Source organism: Streptomyces sp. NPDC086077 (assembly GCF_040686175.1).
GTDB lineage: Bacteria > Actinomycetota > Actinomycetes > Streptomycetales > Streptomycetaceae > Streptomyces.
In genome coordinates this window covers 75584-94047 of sequence record NZ_JBFBJT010000007.1, presented here as the reverse complement: position 1 = coordinate 94047, position 18464 = coordinate 75584, and the positions used below count along the sequence as shown (strand labels likewise).

The following is an 18464-nucleotide window of genomic DNA, read 5'->3' as shown; positions in this document are numbered from 1 at the left end:
ATCACGTTTGACGAAAGTCACCTGATCGCAAGGCGCGATGACCCCACTGCTTCCCTTTGTGCGGGCCCGTTCCGCCTTCCCGTACGGGCCGTGCCGCCCGTCGCCCGGGCCCGGTTCAGCGCTTGCGCCAGTCGCCCGCCAGCACCGGTCCCACCTGATCGAGGTACGCGGCCGCCAGCGTCCGCATGGCCTCCAGGCTGACGTCCGGGCCCGTGCTCCAGAGTCGTTCGGTCACCCGGATGACCCCGCCGAAGACGGCCACCGCCACCCGTGGCCGCGGATCGGCGTCCACGTCCAGGCCCTCCCGCTCGGCGATCAGCCGCGCCATCTGCTCCTCCGTCTCCGCCGACCGGCGCAGATGCGCGGCGAGCAGGACGGGCGTCGACTCGATCACCCGGTACATCCGCAGATACTGCTCGACCGGGACGACCGCCTCGATGACCTCGCTGATCCGGTCCCAGCCGTCCAGCACCGCGCGGCGCAGCGCCTCCATCGGTGGCTCGTGCGGCGGGCGGGCGCGCACCGCCTCCACGAAGTGCGCCACCGTCATCGTCTCCAGGGCGAGGGCGGCCTCCTCCTTCCCGGAGAAGTAACGGAAGAAGGTGCGCTGCGAGACGTCGACGGCCGCAGCGATCTCGTCGACGGTGGTGTGGTCGTAGCCGCGCGTCGTGAACAACTCCACCGCCGCGCGCAGCAGCGCGTCCCGGGTGCGCTGCTTCTTGCGTTCGCGCAGGCCCGGCCGCGGCCCTGACCGTGTGTTGCCGACCGTGTCCATGACGCCTCTCCCGCGAACTGTTCTGCCTGATCAGGCTATATGTGAGTGTCGTGACAGTTACCGACTTGTGAATTGGTTTGTCAACTGTCAGTGGCTGTCATTAGCCTCGAAGGTATGACTAGTCAGACCACCATCGACAAGACGGGGCCGGGGGACGAGGCACCAGCCGCCCTGTCGGAGCCGGCGCCGGTCAAGGGCCTGCGCGGCCATCCCTGGCTCACCCTCATCACCGTCGCCGTGGGCGTCATGATGGTGGCCCTCGACGGCACCATCGTCGCCATCGCCAACCCGGCCATCGCCACCGACCTGAAGGCCAGCTGGGCCGAGGTCCAGTGGATCACCAACGCGTACTTCCTCGCCCTCGCGGTCTCCCTGATCACCGCGGGCAAGCTCGGTGACCGCTTCGGACACCGGCAGACCTTCCTGGTCGGCGTGGTCGGCTTCGCCGCGGCCTCGGGCGCCATCGGCCTGTCCGACAGCATCGCCGCGGTCATCGTCTTCCGCGTCTTCCAGGGCCTGTTCGGCGCCCTGCTGATGCCGGCCGCGCTCGGCCTACTGCGGGCGACCTTCCCGGCCGAGAAGCTCAACATGGCGATCGGCATCTGGGGCATGGTCATCGGTGCCTCCACCGCCGGCGGCCCGATCCTCGGCGGCGTGCTGGTCGAGCACGTCAACTGGCAGTCGGTGTTCTTCATCAACGTGCCGGTCGGCATCCTGGCCCTCGTCCTGGGCGTGCTGATCCTCACCGACCACCGCGCGAAGAACGCCCCGCGCTCCTTCGACCTGCTCGGTATCGGCCTGCTGTCGGGTGCGATGTTCTGCCTGGTCTGGGCCCTGATCAAGGCGCCCGAGTGGGGCTGGGGCGCGGGCCGGACGTGGACCTTCATCACCGTCTCGGTGGTGGGCTTCGCGCTCTTCGCCCTCTGGGAGAAGCGGGTCCGCGAGCCGCTGATCCCGCTGGGTCTGTTCCGCTCGATCCCGTTGTCCGCGGGTGTCGTCCTCATGGTCCTCATGGCCATCGCGTTCATGGGCGGCCTGTTCTTCGTGACGTTCTACCTGCAGAACGTGCACGGTCTCAGCCCCGTGGACGCCGGCCTTCACCTGCTGCCGCTCACCGGCATGATGATCGTCGGCTCGCCGCTCGCGGGCGCGATGATCACCAAGACGGGCCCGCGGCTGCCACTGGCCCTCGGCATGGCCTGCACCGCGCTCGCCATGTACGGCATGTCCACCCTGGACAAGGGCACCGGCAGCGCCGTCATGTCGCTCTGGTTCGCCCTGCTCGGCCTCGGCCTCGCGCCGGTCATGGTCGGCGCCACCGAGGTCATCGTCGGCAACGCGCCGATGGAGCTCTCCGGGGTGGCCGGCGGTCTTCAGCAGGCGGCCATGCAGATCGGCGGCAGCCTCGGTACGGCAGTGCTGGGCGCCGTGATGGCCTCCAAGGTCGACAGCGACCTGGCGGGCAACTGGACGGACGCGGGACTTCCGCCGCTCACCCCGGCGCAGGAGGGGCAGGCCGCCGAGGCGGTCCAGCAGGGAGTCGCCCCGGTGCCGCCGGGCACGCCGGACGCCGTCGCCGCGAAGATCACGGACGTCGCGCACGAGACCTTCATCTCCGGCATGAGCCTGGCCTCGCTGGTCGCGGCCGGTGTCGCGGCCGTGGCGGTGCTCGTCGCGTTCCTGACCAAGCGCGGCGAGAACGCGGAGGCGGGCGCGGGAGCGGCGCACATCTAGGCACACGTCCAGTAACAGATCCCGGGGCGCACACCTGACGGGAACTCACCTATCAGGGTGACACTCCCGAAGATCCCTCCCATCCGGCGCGCGTCGCAGGTCACATTGGGTCAAGCCCTCCGTACGGCATGTTCGCGTGGCACGCGCGTACGACGACGAGGGCGACCAGGGCTGCGGCGCGCTGCCGGAGGGGGGCGGCGCGCCGGCAGACCGTCAGGCATGGAACGCGCAGCGGGGGTACTCGCCACATCGACCCGAAAGAACCGAGAGGTTCAGGGAGTTGATGAATTGATGATGGCGAGCTTTGGGCAAGGAGCGCGCAAGTACCCCCGCTCACGTGGCCGGACGTGGTCACGGACCGGGCCGGATCGCGCGCAACTCGGGATCATCGGCGCCATCTGCGCGGTGGCAGGCTTCTTCGTACTGGGCATGGTCCTGGGCCCGGTGGCCATCGCGTGCGGCTGGCTGGCCATGGGCCGCACCTGGGCGGGCACCCGCTCCGTACCGGCCCTCATAGCCCTTGCCCTTGGTGCGATCGACACCCTCCTGGCCCTCGTCTGGCTGACCGGGGCCATGTCCCCGGGCTATGGAATGTTCTGAGCCGGGGGGAGTGAGGATGGGCCTCCGGCGTCCCGCCGGAGGCCCACACTCATGTCAGGGCCTCACGACGGCGGTGCCCGTCACGTGCGTTGCTCCTCCGCCGGGCCCGGTACCACCACCGGCCCCGACAGCGCGGCGACCTGTGCCCGCAGCGCCCGCACCTCCTCGGCCAGCGCGGTGATGGCCTCCGTCTGCCGCCGCTCCTCCGCGTCGTCCTTCTCGAACCGCGATATGAACCACGCGGCGATGTTCGCGGTCACCACACCCAGCAGCGCGATCCCCGACAGCATCAGCCCCACCGCCAGCAACCGCCCCACACCGGTCGTCGGCGCGTGGTCCCCGTACCCCACGGTCGTCATCGTCGTGAACGACCACCACACCGCGTCACCCAGCGTCCGGATGTTCCCGCCCGGCGCGTCCCGCTCCACCGACAGCACGGCCAGCGACCCGAACATCAGCAGTCCCACCACCGCGCCGGTTACGTACGTCGTCAGCCGTATCTGCGAGGCCATCCGGGCCCGCCGCCCCACCAGCAGCAGGGTGGACACCAGCCGCAGCAACCGCAACGGCTGCAGCAGCGGCAGCGCCACGGCGCACAGATCCATCCAGTTCCGCCGTACGAAGTCGCGCCGGTCCGGCGTCAGCCACAGCCGCACCACGTAGTCGACGGCGAACGCCGCCCACACCACCCACTCCACGACCAGACAGGCCGCCGTCAGAGTCCGCCCCGCCGAACCGTCCACTATCGGCACCGCATAGGCGGCGGCGAACATGACGGCCAGCGCCAGCAGCGGCCGTTGAGTACGCCGCTCCCACCGCACCTGTGCCGATTGCTCCTTCATGCCCGCATCGTAAGGAACGCGCGAGGGCGGTGAGGCCCGGGCCTCACCGCCCTCCAAACCGGCCGAAGCGACCGGAACCGGTTGTGGCAACCGGCGTACACCTACACCTACGCGTCGCCCCCCGCGGCCCCCGGATCGGCCGCCGCGACATCGAGGAGCTGGTACCGGTCGATCGCCTGCTTCAGCACGGACCGGTCGACCTTCCCCTCCCTCGCCAGCTCGGCCAGCACCGCCACCACGATCGACGGCGCGTCGATGTGGAAGAAGCGCCGGGCCGCACCGCGGGTGTCCGCGAAGCCGAACCCGTCCGCACCCAGCGACTGGTACGTCCCGGGCACCCAACGGGCGATCTGGTCCGGAACCGACCGCATCCAGTCGGAGACGGCCACGAACGGCCCCTCCGCGCTGCTCAGCTTCCGCGTGACGTACGGCACCCGCTGTTCCTCCTCCGGGTGCAGCAGGTTGTGCTCCTCGCACGCCACGGCCTCCCGCCGCAGCTCGTTCCACGAGGTCGCCGACCACACGTCGGCGCGTACGTCCCACTCCTCGGCGAGCAGCCGCTGCGCCTCCACGGCCCACGGCACCGCCACGCCCGACGCCATGATCTGCGCCGGGATCGAGCCCGAGGTGCCCTCGGCGAAGCGGTACACGCCCTTGAGAATGCCCTCGACGTCCACGTCCGCGGGCTCGGCCGGGTGCTGGATCGGCTCGTTGTAGACGGTGAGGTAGTAGAAGACGTCCTCGCCGTGCGGGTGCTCCTGCGATCCGCCGTACATCCGGCGCAGCCCGTCCTGCACGATGTGGGCGATCTCGAAACCGAACGCCGGGTCGTACGCCACACAGCCCGGGTTCGTCGAGGCGAGCAGCTGTGAGTGCCCGTCCGCGTGCTGCAACCCCTCACCGGTCAGCGTCGTACGCCCCGCCGTCGCACCGAGGACGAATCCACGCGCCAGCTGATCGGCCATCTGCCAGAACTGGTCGCCGGTGCGCTGGAAACCGAACATCGAGTAGAAGACGTACACCGGGATCAGCGGCTCGCCATGTGTGGCGTACGCCGAGCCGGCGGCGATCAGCGACGCCGTGCAGCCGGCCTCGGAGATGCCGTCGTGCAGCATCTGCCCCGTCGGCGACTCCTTGTAGGCGAGCAGCAGCTCCCGGTCGACCGACTCGTACTGCTGGCCGAGCGGGTTGTAGATCTTCGCGCTCGGGAAGAAGGAGTCCATGCCGAACGTGCGGTACTCGTCCGGCGCGATCAGCACGAAACGCTTGCCGATCTCCTTGTCCCGCATGAGGTCCTTGAGTAGCCGGACAAAGGCCATGGTCGTCGCGATGGACTGCTGGCCCGAGCCCTTCTTCACAGTCGCGTACGTCGTGTCGCCGGGCAGCGCGAGCGGCTCGGAGCGGACGACGCGGGTGGGGACATAACCGCCGAGCGACTTGCGGCGGTCGTGCATGTACTGGAGCTCCTCCGAGTCCCGGCCCGGGTGGTAGTACGGCGGCGCGCCGGACTCGAGGTCCCGGTCGGAGATCGGCAGGTGCAGGCGGTCCCGGAAGCCCTTGAGGTCGTCGACCGTCAGCTTCTTCATCTGGTGCGTGGCGTTGCGGCCCTCGAAGTTCGGCCCGAGGGTCCAGCCCTTGACCGTCTTGGCGAGGATCACCGTCGGCTGGCCCTTGTGCTCCACGGCCGCCTTGTACGCCGCGAAGATCTTCCGGTGGTCGTGACCGCCGCGGCCCAGCATCAGGATCTGGTGGTCGGTCATGTTCTCGACCATCGCGCGCAGCCGGTGGTCGTCGCCGAAGAAGTGGTCGCGGATGTAGGCGCCGGTCTCGGTCGCGTACGTCTGGAACTGGCCGTCCGGCGTGGTGTTCATCTTGTTGACCAGCACCCCGTCGCGGTCCTGCGCGAGCAGCGGGTCCCACGTGCGGTCCCAGATGAGCTTGATCACATTCCAGCCGGCGCCCCGGAACACCGACTCCAGCTCCTGGATCACCTTGCCGTTGCCGCGCACCGGGCCGTCGAGCCGCTGGAGGTTGCAGTTGACGACGAAGGTGAGGTTGTCCAGGCTCTCGCGCGCGGCGATGGTCAGCTGGCCGAGCGACTCCGGCTCGTCCATCTCGCCGTCGCCGAGGAACGCCCACACGTGCGACTTCGAGGTGTCCGCGATCCCGCGTGCGTGCATGTAGCGGTTCATCCGCGCCTGGTAGATCGCCCCGATCGGGCCGAGGCCCATCGACACGGTCGGGAACTCCCAGAAGCCCGGCATCAGCCGCGGGTGCGGATAGCTGGACAGGCCGTACGGCGCCTTGGACTTCTCCTGCCGGAAGCCGTCCAGGTGCTGCTCGGAGAGGCGGTCGAGCAGGAACGCGCGTGCGTAGATGCCCGGTGAGGCGTGTCCCTGGAAGAAGACCTGGTCGCCGCCGTCGCCCTCGTCCTTGCCGCGGAAGAAGTGGTTGAAGCCGACGTCGTAGAGGGAGGCCGAGGAGGCGAACGTGGCGATGTGGCCGCCGACGCCGATGCCGGGGCGCTGGGCCCGGGAGACCATCACGGCCGCGTTCCAGCGGGTGGCGTTGAGGATCTTGCGCTCGATCTCCTCGTTGCCCGGGAAGAACGGCTCGCTCTTGGTGGGGATGGTGTTGACGTAGTCCGTGCTGCGCATCTCGGGCACGGCCACGCGCTTCTCGCGGGCCCGCTCGATCAGGCGCAGCATCAGGTAGCGGGCCCGCTCGCGGCCACGCTCGTCGATGGCGGCGTCGAGCGAGTCGAGCCACTCCTGCGTCTCCTCGGGATCGAAGTCAGGAACCTGACTCGGAAGGCCGCCAATGATGATCGGATTGCGATCGGATCCGGAAGCCACGCTGTTCCTTACCTGTCGGAGGGCCGATTATCGAGGGTTTTCGGTATGCCTGCACCGTTCACCATCGTGTACCTCGGGGCCGCAAACGTCACCTCTACCGTGAGGTAACGAATACTCCTTGGTCAGCCGATGGCGCGGACCCGTGCGAATCTCGTACCCATGGATGATTCCCAAACGTACATACGGGGCAGAAAGGTGTGGTGTAGGTCACCATCACTCTCGGCGGCATGCCTGGAGTTGCGGCGACACGGCCGGGATCGTCACTGTTTCGGCGGTCCGAACCGCCGGGTACTTGCGCGATCCGCCCCGCCCGTGTGGACTACGGCCAACGCTTCGCGCACGCGCGTGGCTGAGACTCCCCCGAGCTCTTGACGAGCAGGGGGGTACCCCCAATCCGAAACATGATCAGGAGGCAACCCGTGAGCGCGACCGCGGACCACGCGGAGGAGCGGACGAACCCTGCCGCCAGGCTGGGGTTCCAGCCCGGGCAGGTGGTCCAGGAGATCGGCTACGACGACGACGTCGCCCAGGACCTCCGCGAGGCCATCGAGGAAGCCATCGAGGGCGACCTGATGGACGAGGACTTTGACGACGTGGCCGACGCCGTTGTGCTGTGGTTCCGTGACGACGACGGCGACCTTACGGATGCGCTGGTGGATGCCACCACGTACATCGAGGAAGGCGGCGCGATCCTGCTCCTCACGCCGAAGACCGGCCGGTCCGGATACGTGGAGCCGAGTGACATCTCGGAAGCCGCGACCACGGCAGGGCTGACCGCGTCGAAGAGCGTCAGCGTCGGCAAGGACTGGAGCGGCAGCCGTCTGGCGACGCCGAAGGCCGCGAAGTCCAAGCGGTAACCGTTCGTTGAACGTGGGACGGGCCGGCCGAGGTCGGCCCGTCCGTCGGCCGTCGGTGATCGCTGCGTAGGGTGGAGGCCACCCGAACAGCCCCACCGAAGGGACGACGATGGCCATCCAGGTCGGCGACGAGGCCCCCGACTTCGAGCTGAAGGACAACCACGGCCGGGCCGTGCGGCTTTCGGACTTCCGCGGTGAGCGAAACGTCGTGCTGATCTTCTACCCCTTCGCCTTCACCGGCGTGTGCACCGGCGAGCTGTGCGAGGTCCGCGACAACCTGCCGAAGTTCTCCGACCGTGACACCGAGGTGCTCGCCGTCTCCAACGACTCCATCCACACCCTGCGCGTCTTCGCCGAGCAGGAGGGACTGGAGTACCCGCTGCTCAGCGACTTCTGGCCGCACGGCGAGGTCTCTCGCGCCTACGGGGTCCTCGACGAGGCAAAGGGCTGCGCGGTGCGCGGCACCTTCGTCATCGACAAGGAGGGCGTGGTCCGCTGGACCGTCGTCAACGGCCTGCCGGACGCCCGCGACCTGAGCGAGTACGTCACGGCACTCGACGCCCTGTGATTCTTCGGTCCCAGGGCCTGCGGCGGTCGGGAACCCGTCACTAGGATCGACTCGTTTGATCCGATACCAACGCACGACGGGGCACCCGCCCCTGGACACCAATGGAGGACTCGTGGGAGTCAGCCTCAGCAAGGGCGGCAACGTTTCGCTGACCAAGGAGGCCCCGGGCCTGACCGCGATCATCGTCGGTCTGGGGTGGGACGTGCGCACCACTACCGGCACGGACTTCGACCTCGACGCGAGCGCGCTGCTGCTGAACAACGCCGGCAAGGTCGGCAGCGACCAGAACTTCATCTTCTTCAACAACCTGAAGAGCCCGGACGGCTCGGTCGAGCACACCGGCGACAACCTCACCGGTGAGGGCGAGGGCGACGACGAGCAGATCAAGGTCAACCTGGCCGGCGTCCCGGCCGACATCGAGAAGATCGTCTTCCCGGTGTCCATCTACGACGCCGAGAACCGCCAGCAGTCCTTCGGCCAGGTCCGCAACGCGTTCATCCGCGTCGTCAACCAGGCCGGCGGCGCCGAGATCGCGCGGTACGACCTGTCCGAGGACGCCTCGACCGAGACCGCGATGGTCTTCGGCGAGCTGTACCGGCACGGCGCGGAGTGGAAGTTCCGTGCCATCGGCCAGGGCTACGCCTCGGGCCTGCGCGGCATCGCGCAGGACTTCGGCGTCAACGTCTGAGTCACGACCCTTCCGTTCCGCCCGTCCGGCGCCGCACGTTTGCGTGCGGCGCCGGACGCGCAGGACAACCACATCAGGCAGCACCCAGGGGAGGACAAGCATCATGGGCGTCACGCTCGCCAAGGGGGGCAACGTCTCCCTGTCCAAGGCCGCGCCGAACCTCACTCAGGTGATGGTCGGGCTCGGCTGGGACGCACGTTCCACCACCGGAGCCCCGTTCGACCTCGACGCCAGCGCCCTGGTGTGCAGCAGCGGACGGGTGATGGGCGACGAGTGGTTCATCTTCTACAACCAGCTCAAGAGCCCGGACGCCTCGGTGGAGCACACCGGCGACAACCTCACCGGTGAGGGCGACGGCGACGACGAGTCGATCCTGATCGACCTCTCCAAGGTGCCCGCCCAGTGCGACAAGATCGTCTTCCCGGTCTCGATCCACATGGCCGACGAGCGCGGCCAGACGTTCGGCCAGGTCAGCAACGCCTTCATCAGGGTGGTCAACCAGGCCGACGGCCAGGAACTCGCCCGGTACGACCTCAGCGAGGACGCCTCCACGGAGACCGCCATGATCTTTGGCGAGGTCTACCGCTACCAGCAAGAATGGAAGTTCCGGGCCGTAGGCCAGGGGTACGCGTCGGGGCTGCGGGGCATCGCTCTAGACTTCGGGGTCAACGTTTCGTAAAGCCGGGTACGGCGCGGGGGAGACCCGTCCACCCCGTACACAAGGGATTGGGTAGCCAGTGGTTCTGAAAACCTTCGGCTGGTCGTTCGCGGTCACCGCGCTCGGCCTGGTCGCGGCGGTCTTCTACGGGGGGTGGACCGCCTTCGGCATCGTGGCGATCCTCTGTGTCCTCGAGATCTCGCTGTCCTTCGACAATGCAGTGGTCAACGCCGGAATCCTGAAGAAGATGAACGCCTTCTGGCAGCGCATCTTCCTCACCATCGGCATCCTCATCGCCGTCTTCGGCATGCGGCTGGTCTTTCCCGTCGTCATCGTCGCCATCAGCGCGCAGCTCGGCCCGATCGAGGCCGTCGACCTCGCGCTGACCGACAAGGACCGTTACCAGGAACTCGTCACCGACGCCCACCCGGCGATCGCGGCGTTCGGCGGCATGTTCCTGCTGATGATCTTCCTGGACTTCATCTTCGAGGACCGGGAGATCAAGTGGCTGGGCTGGCTGGAGCGCCCGCTGGCCAAGCTCGGCAAGGTCGACATGCTGTCGGTCTGCGTCGCCCTGGTCGTCCTGCTGGTCACCTCGATGACCTTCGCCACCCACGCCCATCTGCACGCGGGACCCGCGGACAAGGCGAAGACGGTACTGCTCTCCGGGGTCGCGGGCCTCATCACGTACATGATCGTCGGTGGTCTCTCCGGCTACTTCGAGGACAAGCTGGAGGAAGAGGAGGAGCGCGAGCACGAGCAGGAGGAAGAGGCGAAGCGCTCGGGCAAGCCGGTCATGCTGATGGCCGGCAAGGCCGCGTTCTTCATGTTCCTCTACCTGGAGGTCCTGGACGCGTCGTTCTCCTTCGACGGCGTGATCGGCGCCTTCGCCATCACCAACGACATCGTGCTGATGGCCCTCGGTCTCGGCGTCGGCGCCATGTACGTCCGGTCCCTGACCGTGTACCTGGTCCGCCAGGGCACCCTGGACGACTACGTCTACCTGGAGCACGGCGCGCACTACGCCATCGGCGCGCTCGCCGTGATCCTGCTGGTCACCATTCAGTACGAGATCTCCGAGATCATCACCGGTCTGATCGGTGTCGTTCTCATCGCCTGGTCCTTCTGGTCCTCCGTGCGCCGCAATCGCGCGCTGGCGGCCGCCGAGGGCAACGCCGGCTCGGACAAGACCGAGGTCTCGTCCGGGGTGTGACGCCCGTTCGGGTGAGGAACGCTCTGTGCGGGGCGGCCGTCGAGGACGACTTGATGTCCTCGGCGCCGCCCCGTCGGTCTTGTCCGGCACGGCACGGCACGGTGAGTGGGGAGTCTGGGGGCGGGAATGGGCTTGTTTGACGGGCTCTGGCGTGGGCGTGCGGCCGAGTTCGACTCGGGCAGCGCGGCCAGCAACGCGATCGAGCTGACCAAGCGGCACAGTCAGGTGTCGCTCACCAAACAGGGGGCGGAGACCGGGCACCTGCGCATCAACCTGACCTGGCGGATGCGCAGCTCCGACATCGGCGGGCCCCAGCGGGAGAGCCTGCTGCGGCACCCCTTCAAGGCGCTGAAGCCGCCGGAGGTCATGGGACACAGCCAGAGCATGGTCAACGTCGACCTCGACCTGGGATGTCTGTACGAGCTCCAGGACGGCACCAAGGGCGTCGTACAGCCTCTCGGCGGCTATCTCGGCGACGTCAACGCACCGCCGTACGTCAAGCTCAGCGGCGACGACCGGTTCGGCTCGGCGTCGGGCGAGACGATCTACGTCAACCTCGACCACCGGGAGGCGATCAAGCGCCTGCTGCTCTTCGTCTACATCTACGATCAGACCCCGGCGTTCGACCGCACCCACGCCATCGTCACGCTCTACCCCAGCAACGGCCCCCGCATCGAGATCGGCCTCGACGAACGCCACCCCCAGGCCCGCTCCTGCGCGGTCGTGATGATCGAGAACGTGAAGAACGAGGTCTGGGTGCGGCGCGAGGTGAAGTTCGTCTACGGCTTCCAGGCGGAGCTGGACCGTTTGTACGGGTGGGGGCTGCAGTGGGGGAGGGGCCACAAGGCCAAGTCCGAGCGGTGAGGCCCGCCGGAGCGCTGCCGCATCGGGTGTGGCGGCGCTGGTGGGCGACGGGCCGGCCCCGGTGGTCGCCGGAGTGGGTCGGTAGCCGGGTCCCCGGTGGGTGTGGGGCGCTGCTGGATCGGGGTCTGGCGGGTGCCCCGGGCCGGGTGGTGGCGGGCGACGGGGCGGGCCCCCGGTGGCTGCCGGGTGGGCTCAGCGGCCTACGAACTGGGGGCCCTGCGGGGGGAGGCGGAAGTCGGGGTCCGGGGCCGTGGGGACCGGGACCGGCGGCGGGTAGCCGTAGCCGGTCTGGGCGGTCGGTGGCGCCGTCTGCGGGTAGCCGTAGCCGGTCTGGGCGGCCGGATGAGGGTAGCCGTACGCGGGCTGCGTGGCGGCGGGCTGTTGCTGCGGGTAGCCGTACGTCGGCTGCGCGGTGGGCTGGGGCACCACGGCCGTCGGCTGCTCCGGCGGCAGTGGCCGCGACACGTCGGGCCCAGCCTGCGCCGCGGCGGCCGCCGTCCCCTCCGCCGCCGCCTCGGACTCGTCCACCGAGATCCCGAAGTCGGTCGCGAGTCCCTTCAGCCCGTTCGAATACCCCTCACCGAGCGCCCGGAACTTCCACCCGTCCCCGCGCCGGTACAGCTCACCGCAGATCAGCGCGGTCTCCTCGCCGGTCTCCGGCTTGACGTCGAAGTAGGCCAGCGCCTCACCCTCGGGCGCCGACGCGTCGTACAGCAGGATGCGCAGTGACCGTACGCGATCGAACGTCAGGCCATCCGCCGACGCGACCAGGAGAATCTGGCTGACGTCGGACTCGACACCGGTCAGGTCTGTCTGGATCGTGTCGGTGAGGCCCTCGGCGACACGCTTCTTGCCGAGCCGCCACACCTTTCCGGCGGGGTGCCGGGGCTGGTTGTAGAAGACGAAGTCCTCGTCGGAGCGCACACGACCGTCGGGGCCGAGGAGCAGCGCCGAGGCATCGACGTCCGGTACCCCCTGCCCGGGCGTCCAGCGCAGCACGGCGCGTACCGTCGTGACTTCGAGCGGGACGTTCGACCCCTTCAACATCGCGTGCGTCATGCGGTCATCCTGCCCTCTCGGTCCTGCTCACGACAATGCGGGGTCGAGCGGGCCCCGGCCCGCCCCGTGGCGCCGCCGAGAGAGCGTTGCCCGTCCCTGCGTTACTTGAAATTCATGCCCGGCGGGAACCCATGACATGGACTCCTACGTACTATTACCGGCCACCTTCAGCCGGAACCCAGGCCGATCGAGCACCACGGGGAAGCTATATGCGTCATTTCGGGCAGATCGCCCCTGAGGTGCGGCACCGCCTCTTCCACCGGGAGCCGTGCGAATTCACCGCCGACTCCTCGGCCCGGCTGCTCGCAGCGGCCCTGGGTGCCACGCTGTACAGCCCTGCCACCAGGCCGCGGCTAGCCGAGGACATCGTCAAACAGACCGGCCGCGGCGTGGTCTCGATGGTGCTGTGCCTGGAGGACTCGATCGGCGACGCGGACGTCCTGGCCGGCGAGGAGAACCTCGTACGCCAGTTCGCCGAGCTCGCCGAACGGGCCGAACGCAGCTCCGGCGTCGACCTTCCCCTCCTGTTCATCCGCGTCCGCACACCGGAGCAGATCCCCGACCTCGTCCGCCGTATCGGCCCCGCCGTCCGGCTGCTGTCCGGATTCGTACTGCCGAAGTTCACCCAGGAACGCGGCATGCCCTTCCTGGAGGCCCTCGCGATCGCCGAGGCCGCCGCCGGACGGCGACTCTTCGCCATGCCGGTCCTGGAATCCCCGGAGCTGCTCTACCGCGAGTCCCGGGTGGAGACCCTGGAGGGCATCTTCCGGGTCGTCGACAAGTATCGCGAGCGCGTCCTCGCCCTCCGCCTCGGCGTGACCGACTTCTGCTCCTCCTACGGCCTGCGCAGGGCCCCCGACATGACCGCCTACGACGTCCAGATCGTCGCCTCCGTCATCGCCGACGTGGTGAACATGCTGGGGCGGGCCGACGGCACGGGCTTCACCGTGACCGGGCCGGTGTGGGAGTACTTCCGGGTGCAGGAACGTATGTTCAAGCCTCAGCTGCGGCGCAGCCCCTTCCTGGAGGGCCAGGCCGAGGAGCTCCGCGAGGCCCTGATCGAGCACTCCATGGACGGGCTGCTGCGGGAGATTACGCTGGACCAGGCCAACGGTCTGCTCGGCAAGACCTGCATCCACCCCTCGCACGTCCTGCCCGTGCACGCGCTGTCCGTCGTCAGTCACGAGGAGTTCAGCGACGCCCAGGACATCCTGCGGCCGGAACTGCTGGGCGGCGGCGTGCTGCGGTCGGCGTACACGAACAAGATGAACGAGGTGAAGCCGCACCGAGCCTGGGCCGAGCGGACCCTCTTGCGCGCGGAGGTCTTCGGCGTCGCCAATGAGGACATCGGCTTCGTGGAGCTGCTGGCCGCGGGGATCCCCGGGTGAGGCGCCCTTGGCATGCCGGGCGTCACGACCGGCGAGATCTCTGAAGCCCTTCGACAACCGCCGACGACAACCGCTGAGCAATGGCCGAACACAGGGAACGCATGGACAACGCAGTGAACGAGGGTGCCGCCGACCGGGGCGACGGGTCCGACGAGGTCGGCCTTGCGAACCGTGACGACCACGGCGACGGCATCTGGTCCGGGAGCTGGGTCGCCGAACGGCTCGGGGTCGAGCTCGTGGGCGACGACACCCTCACCGGCATGCTCGGGCTCGCCCTGCGCCGCAACCCCAAGCGGGCCCACCTCCTCGTGTCGAACGTGCTCGGCAAGCACGTCCCGCAGTCCCCGTCCGTCGTGTACGGCTCCGGCCTCGCCCTCGGGCGCAGGGTGCGTGAGCTGCTGGGCTCCGCCGGGGCGCGTTCCGCGGTCGTCGTCGGGTACGCGGAGACGGCCACCGGCCTCGGCCACGCCGTCGCCGACGGCCTCGGCGACGCCCCCTACCTCCACTCCACCCGCCGCCCCGTTCCCGGCGTCGCCCAGGCCGGCGGCTTCGAGGAGTCCCACTCCCACGCCACGTCCCACCTCCTCCTCCCCGAGGACCCCCGCCTCCTCGCCGGGGACGGACCGCTGGTCCTCGTCGACGACGAGTTCTCCACCGGCAACACCGTCCTCAACACCCTCCGCGCCCTCCACGAGCGCCACCCCCGCGAGCGCTACGTCGTGGTCGCCCTGGTCGACATGCGCTCCACCGCCGACCAGAACCGCCTGACGGACTTCGCCACCGAGATCGGCACCCGCATCGACCTGATAACGGCTGCCCGCGGGACGGTGCGGCTCCCGGACGGCGTGCTGGAGAAGGGGCAGGCCCTGGTCGCGGAGCATGAGCGGACCGCGGGAGCCTCGGCCGGAGCGGTGGCCGGTGCCGGGCGGGTCGAGCGGGTCGATCTGCGCTGGCCGGCCGGGGTGCCGGACGGCGGCCGGCACGGTTTCACCGCCGCCCACCGCGCCCGCCTGGAGAACGCCCTGCCCGCCATGAGCGCCCGCCTCGCCGAGGCCCTCCCGCCCGGCGCCCGGCGTGTACTCGTCCTCGGTTCCGAGGAGCTCATGTACGCCCCGCTGCGCCTCGCCCGAGAACTGGAGCACCTCGTCCCTCCCGTGGAGATCCGCTTCTCCACGACCACCCGCTCTCCCGTCCTCGCGGTCGACGACCCGGGCTACGCCATCCGCACCCGCCTCGTCTTCCCGGCCCACGACCACCCCGCCGACGGCCCGGGCGAGCGCTACGCCTACAACGTCGCCGGCGCCGCCTTCGACGCCGTGATCGCCGTCGTCGACTCGACCGGCGACACCCCCGCCCTGCACGCCCCCGACGGCCTGCTCCGCCGGCTCGCGCGGCACACCCCGCACGTCCTGCTCGCGGTCGTCCCGTCGTACGTCCCCGGGACCCCGCCCGCCCCCGAAAGGCCCGCCATGCTGCCCGAGCCCCTTCGCGGCCCCGCCTTCTCCAGCTACGCGGCCGAAGACGTCGGCTGGCTGCTCCAGGACCTGTCGGACGTCACCCTGGAGGCGCCGACCGAGGAGCGCGAGGAGGCGATCCAGAGCGGCGGCGCGCACTACGCGGAGTCGCTGCCGGTCGAGTACCAGCCCAGCGAGCAGTACCGGGCTCTCTTCCACTCGGCCCTGGAGACCTCCGCCGCCCGCATCGCCCACGCCGTCGGCGTCGTGACCGAAACCGTTCTCGCGGAACGCTCCCCCCGCCCCGTCCTCGTCTCCCTCGCCCGCGCCGGCACCCCCGTCGGTGTCCTGATGCGCCGCTGGGCCCAGCACCGGCACGGCCTCGACCTGGCCCACTACGCCGTGTCGATCGTCCGCGGCCGGGGCATCGACGCCAACGCGCTGCGCTGGCTGGCCGACCGGCACGACCCCCGCGACGTCGTCTTCGTCGACGGCTGGACCGGCAAGGGCGCGATCACCCGCGAACTCGCCGCCGCCCTGCGCCAGTTCGAGGATACGGAAGGGGTCACCGGCTTCGACCCCGAGATCGCCGTGCTCGCCGACCCCGGCTCATGCGTCCGCACCTACGGCACCCGCGAGGACTTCCTCATCCCGTCCGCCTGCCTCAACTCCACGGTGTCCGGCCTGATATCCCGCACCGTCCTGCGCGCCGACCTCGTCGGCCCGCACGACTATCACGGCGCGAAGTTCTACCGCGAACTCGCCGGCGCCGACGTCTCCACCCTCTTCCTCGACGCCATCGCCGCCCGCTTCGACGAGGTCATGGAGGCGGTGGACGCCACCAGCAAGGAGCTGCTGTCCGCCGACCGCACCCCGACCTGGGAGGGCTGGGCGGCCGTGGAACGCATCAGCGAGGAGTACGGCATCCACGACGTGAACCTCGTCAAGCCCGGCGTCGGCGAGACGACCCGCGTGCTGCTGCGCCGCGTGCCCTGGAAGATCCTGGCCAGGGCCGGGGCGGGTGCCGACCTCGACCACGTCCGCCTGCTGGCCGGGCAGCGGGGCGTGCCGGTCGAGGAGGTCGCCGAACTCCCCTACACCTGCGTGGGGTTGATCCATCCCAAGTTCACACGTGGCGCGACGGGCGCCGACGGAAAGGCGGTGGCTCTCTGATGCCGGTGCTGGTGGCGAGTGACCTGGACCGTACGCTCATCTACTCCGCAGCTGCGTTGGCGCTGACCATGCCGGACGCGCGGGCGCCCCGGCTGCTGTGTGTCGAGGTGCACGAGAGCAAGCCGCTGTCCTACATGACCGAGACGGCGGCCGGGCTGCTCACCGACCTCGCCGACGCCGCGGTCTTCGTGCCGACCACGACCCGCACCCGTAAGCAGTACCTGCGCATCAACCTCCCAGGCCCCACACCGAAGTACGCGATCTGCGCCAACGGCGGGCATCTGCTGGTGGACGGTGTCTCCGACCCCGCATGGCACGCGAGCGTCCTGGCACGGCTGGCCGACGAGTGCGCCTCGCTGGCCGAGGTGCAGGAACACCTGCTGACCGCCGCCGATCCGGTCTGGGTGCGCAAGCACCGGGTCGCCGACGACCTCTTCGCCTACCTCGTCGTCGAGCGCGAACTGCTGCCCGAGGACTGGGTGAAGGAACTGGCGGTGTGGGCGGAGAACCGCGGCTGGACGGTCTCCCTCCAGGGCCGCAAGATCTACGCCGTGCCGAAGCCGCTCACCAAGAGCGCCGCCGTGCGCGAGGTCGTCCGGCGCACCGGCGCCGACCTCACCGTCGCCGCCGGCGACTCCCTCCTCGACGCCGACCTCCTGCTCGCCGCGGACAAGGGCTGGCGCCCGAACCACGGCGAACTGGCCGACAGCGGCTGGACCGCCCCTGACATCACCTCCCTTCCCGAGCGCGGGGTGCTGGCAGGTGAACGCATCCTGCGCGAGTTCTTGAGAGCGGCGGGGGAGCGGGGTCAGGCCGGCTCGGCTCGGGGTTCCGCTCCGGCCGGTGAGGTCGGAGCGCGTTAGCGGCCGTCCGTGCGGTCGGTCCCCGCGTGCGCCTGGCGACCCGACCGCACCCAGCCGCGCGCCGACCCCTCGCTCGCGCCCGCGCCAGCCGTCCCGCCGGAAGCCCGGTCACCGTCCGCATCGGCATCCGCGCCCGCGCTCTCGCCCGAAGCCGCCCCCGACCCGTCACCACGCCGTCCCCGCCTCCGCGCGCCGCCGCCCGGGCGCAGCATTCGTACGGCGATGAAGGCCACGAGTGCCACCGCGGACGCGACGACGACGACCTTCGAGTAGGTGGACACCACAGCCGTCACCTCGGTCCACTTCTCGCCCAGGGTGTAGCCGGCGAGGACGAACACCGTGTTCCAGATCGCGCTGCCCAGTGCCGTGAGGCCGAGGAACACCGGCAGGCGCATGCGCTCAACGCCCGCGGGCACGGAGATCAGGCTGCGGAAGACGGGGATCATCCGTCCGAAGAACACGGCCTTCGTGCCGTGCCGCGCGAACCAGGCCTCGGTCCTCTCGACATCCGCGACTTTCACCAGCGGCAGCCGCGCCGCCATCGCCAGGGTGCGGTCCCGGCCGAGCAGCGCGCCCACGCCGTACAGCGCGAGCGCGCCGATCACCGAGCCGGCCGTCGTCCAGATCAGCGCGGCGTACAGGTTCATCTGTCCTGTGCTGGAGGCGAACCCGGCCAGCGGCAGGATCACCTCGCTGGGCAGCGGCGGGAACAGGTTCTCCAGGGCGACCGCGAGCCCGGCGCCCGGGGCGCCGAGGGTGGCCATGAGGTCGTTGATCCACTGTGGTGCCGGCTGCGCCGCGATGGGTGTCATGCGGGCCACGCTAGAAAACCGAAGCTGAAGAGAGCCTGAGGAAGACCGGGCCCCCGCCGCC

General features: G+C 69.7%; 16 protein-coding genes. 11 read left to right on the top strand and 5 right to left on the bottom strand.

Annotation, left to right across the window (positions count from 1 at the left end):
• Positions 1-115: 115 nt before the first annotated feature.
• Positions 116-775 (bottom strand): TetR family transcriptional regulator, encoded by a 660-nt coding sequence (locus AB0O67_RS03925; protein ID WP_365445629.1) that lies wholly within the window; start codon positions 773-775, stop codon positions 116-118.
• Positions 776-889: 114 nt separating this feature from the next.
• Between AB0O67_RS03925 and AB0O67_RS03920 the strand changes: the two genes are divergently transcribed.
• A complete protein-coding gene (locus tag AB0O67_RS03920) occupies positions 890-2509 on the top strand; it encodes an MFS transporter (protein WP_365445626.1) in 1620 nt (539 codons plus the stop codon).
• 291 nt (positions 2510-2800) lie between these two features.
• The gene (locus AB0O67_RS03915; RefSeq protein ID WP_365445623.1) at positions 2801-3109 is read left to right on the top strand and encodes a small hydrophobic protein; all 309 of its coding nucleotides are present in this window, start codon (positions 2801-2803) and stop codon (positions 3107-3109) included.
• Between the two features lie 80 nt (positions 3110-3189).
• Here the strand turns inward: AB0O67_RS03915 and AB0O67_RS03910 are convergent, their stop codons facing one another.
• Together AB0O67_RS03910 and aceE are read right to left on the bottom strand one after the other, a co-directional pair.
• Complete coding sequence (locus tag AB0O67_RS03910) at positions 3190-3951, bottom strand: ion channel (protein WP_365445620.1); 762 nt, start codon at positions 3949-3951, stop codon at positions 3190-3192.
• 107 nt (positions 3952-4058) lie between these two features.
• Positions 4059-6806 carry a pyruvate dehydrogenase (acetyl-transferring), homodimeric type gene (gene aceE, locus AB0O67_RS03905; protein ID WP_365445617.1) on the bottom strand — a complete coding sequence of 916 codons (2748 nt, stop codon included), beginning with the start codon at positions 6804-6806 and terminating at the stop codon, positions 4059-4061.
• A 419-nt stretch (positions 6807-7225) separates the two neighbouring features.
• Between aceE and AB0O67_RS03900 the strand changes: the two genes are divergently transcribed.
• The 6 genes from AB0O67_RS03900 to AB0O67_RS03875 all read left to right on the top strand — a co-directional run bounded on the left by AB0O67_RS03900 (position 7226) and on the right by AB0O67_RS03875 (position 11654).
• Positions 7226-7663 carry a DUF3052 domain-containing protein gene (locus AB0O67_RS03900; protein WP_365445614.1) on the top strand — a complete coding sequence of 146 codons (438 nt, stop codon included), beginning with the start codon at positions 7226-7228 and terminating at the stop codon, positions 7661-7663.
• 109 nt (positions 7664-7772) lie between these two features.
• Entirely contained in the window at positions 7773-8231 is a 459-nt protein-coding gene (locus tag AB0O67_RS03895; protein WP_365445611.1) for a peroxiredoxin, read from the top strand.
• A gap of 112 nt (positions 8232-8343) precedes the next feature.
• Positions 8344-8919: a calcium homeostasis/redox stress adaptation protein gene (locus AB0O67_RS03890; RefSeq protein ID WP_365445609.1), complete on the top strand. Its 576-nt coding sequence runs from the start codon at positions 8344-8346 to the stop codon at positions 8917-8919.
• 103 nt (positions 8920-9022) lie between these two features.
• Positions 9023-9598 (top strand): TerD family protein, encoded by a 576-nt coding sequence (locus AB0O67_RS03885; protein ID WP_365445606.1) that lies wholly within the window; start codon positions 9023-9025, stop codon positions 9596-9598.
• Positions 9599-9656: 58 nt separating this feature from the next.
• A complete protein-coding gene (locus tag AB0O67_RS03880; RefSeq protein ID WP_365445603.1) occupies positions 9657-10790 on the top strand; it encodes a DUF475 domain-containing protein in 1134 nt (377 codons plus the stop codon).
• A 126-nt stretch (positions 10791-10916) separates the two neighbouring features.
• Positions 10917-11654: a Tellurium resistance gene (locus AB0O67_RS03875; RefSeq protein WP_365445601.1), complete on the top strand. Its 738-nt coding sequence runs from the start codon at positions 10917-10919 to the stop codon at positions 11652-11654.
• A gap of 192 nt (positions 11655-11846) precedes the next feature.
• On the opposite strand, the gene AB0O67_RS03870 is transcribed toward AB0O67_RS03875, so the two are convergent.
• A complete protein-coding gene (locus AB0O67_RS03870) occupies positions 11847-12713 on the bottom strand; it encodes a TerD family protein (RefSeq protein ID WP_365445598.1) in 867 nt (288 codons plus the stop codon).
• Positions 12714-12922: 209 nt separating this feature from the next.
• On the opposite strand from AB0O67_RS03870, the gene AB0O67_RS03865 reads away from it, so the two are divergent.
• From AB0O67_RS03865 to AB0O67_RS03855, 3 genes are all read left to right on the top strand, one after another.
• Positions 12923-14101 (top strand): HpcH/HpaI aldolase/citrate lyase family protein, encoded by a 1179-nt coding sequence (locus AB0O67_RS03865; RefSeq protein ID WP_365445595.1) that lies wholly within the window; start codon positions 12923-12925, stop codon positions 14099-14101.
• Between the two features lie 101 nt (positions 14102-14202).
• Positions 14203-16728 (top strand): phosphoribosyltransferase, encoded by a 2526-nt coding sequence (locus AB0O67_RS03860; RefSeq protein ID WP_365445592.1) that lies wholly within the window; start codon positions 14203-14205, stop codon positions 16726-16728.
• Positions 16728-17591, top strand: coding sequence for an HAD family hydrolase (locus AB0O67_RS03855; protein ID WP_365445590.1), 864 nt, complete (start codon positions 16728-16730; stop codon positions 17589-17591). The genes AB0O67_RS03860 and AB0O67_RS03855 overlap by 1 nt, the downstream gene beginning before the upstream one ends.
• Here AB0O67_RS03855 and AB0O67_RS03850 read toward each other — a convergent pair.
• Positions 17588-18403 (bottom strand): DedA family protein, encoded by an 816-nt coding sequence (locus tag AB0O67_RS03850; RefSeq protein WP_365445587.1) that lies wholly within the window; start codon positions 18401-18403, stop codon positions 17588-17590. The two genes, AB0O67_RS03855 and AB0O67_RS03850, sit on opposite strands and share 4 nt — an antisense overlap.
• Between the last annotated feature and the right edge of the window lie 61 nt (positions 18404-18464).

What these genes read in the sequence shown, in the direction of transcription:
- AB0O67_RS03915 (WP_365445623.1), top strand. Translation starts at nt 2,801, where the DNA reads ATGATGGCGAGCTTTGGGCAAGGAGCGCGCAAGTACCCCCGCTCACGT.
- AB0O67_RS03925 (WP_365445629.1), bottom strand. Translation starts at nt 775, where the DNA reads ATGGACACGGTCGGCAACACACGGTCAGGGCCGCGGCCGGGCCTGCGC.
- AB0O67_RS03855 (WP_365445590.1), top strand. Translation starts at nt 16,728, where the DNA reads ATGCCGGTGCTGGTGGCGAGTGACCTGGACCGTACGCTCATCTACTCC.
- AB0O67_RS03865 (WP_365445595.1), top strand. Translation starts at nt 12,923, where the DNA reads ATGCGTCATTTCGGGCAGATCGCCCCTGAGGTGCGGCACCGCCTCTTC.
- AB0O67_RS03850 (WP_365445587.1), bottom strand. Translation starts at nt 18,403, where the DNA reads ATGACACCCATCGCGGCGCAGCCGGCACCACAGTGGATCAACGACCTC.
- AB0O67_RS03920 (WP_365445626.1), top strand. Translation starts at nt 890, where the DNA reads ATGACTAGTCAGACCACCATCGACAAGACGGGGCCGGGGGACGAGGCA.
- AB0O67_RS03885 (WP_365445606.1), top strand. Translation starts at nt 9,023, where the DNA reads ATGGGCGTCACGCTCGCCAAGGGGGGCAACGTCTCCCTGTCCAAGGCC.
- AB0O67_RS03895 (WP_365445611.1), top strand. Translation starts at nt 7,773, where the DNA reads ATGGCCATCCAGGTCGGCGACGAGGCCCCCGACTTCGAGCTGAAGGAC.
- AB0O67_RS03910 (WP_365445620.1), bottom strand. Translation starts at nt 3,951, where the DNA reads ATGAAGGAGCAATCGGCACAGGTGCGGTGGGAGCGGCGTACTCAACGG.
- AB0O67_RS03870 (WP_365445598.1), bottom strand. Translation starts at nt 12,713, where the DNA reads ATGACGCACGCGATGTTGAAGGGGTCGAACGTCCCGCTCGAAGTCACG.
- AB0O67_RS03860 (WP_365445592.1), top strand. Translation starts at nt 14,203, where the DNA reads ATGGACAACGCAGTGAACGAGGGTGCCGCCGACCGGGGCGACGGGTCC.
- AB0O67_RS03875 (WP_365445601.1), top strand. Translation starts at nt 10,917, where the DNA reads ATGGGCTTGTTTGACGGGCTCTGGCGTGGGCGTGCGGCCGAGTTCGAC.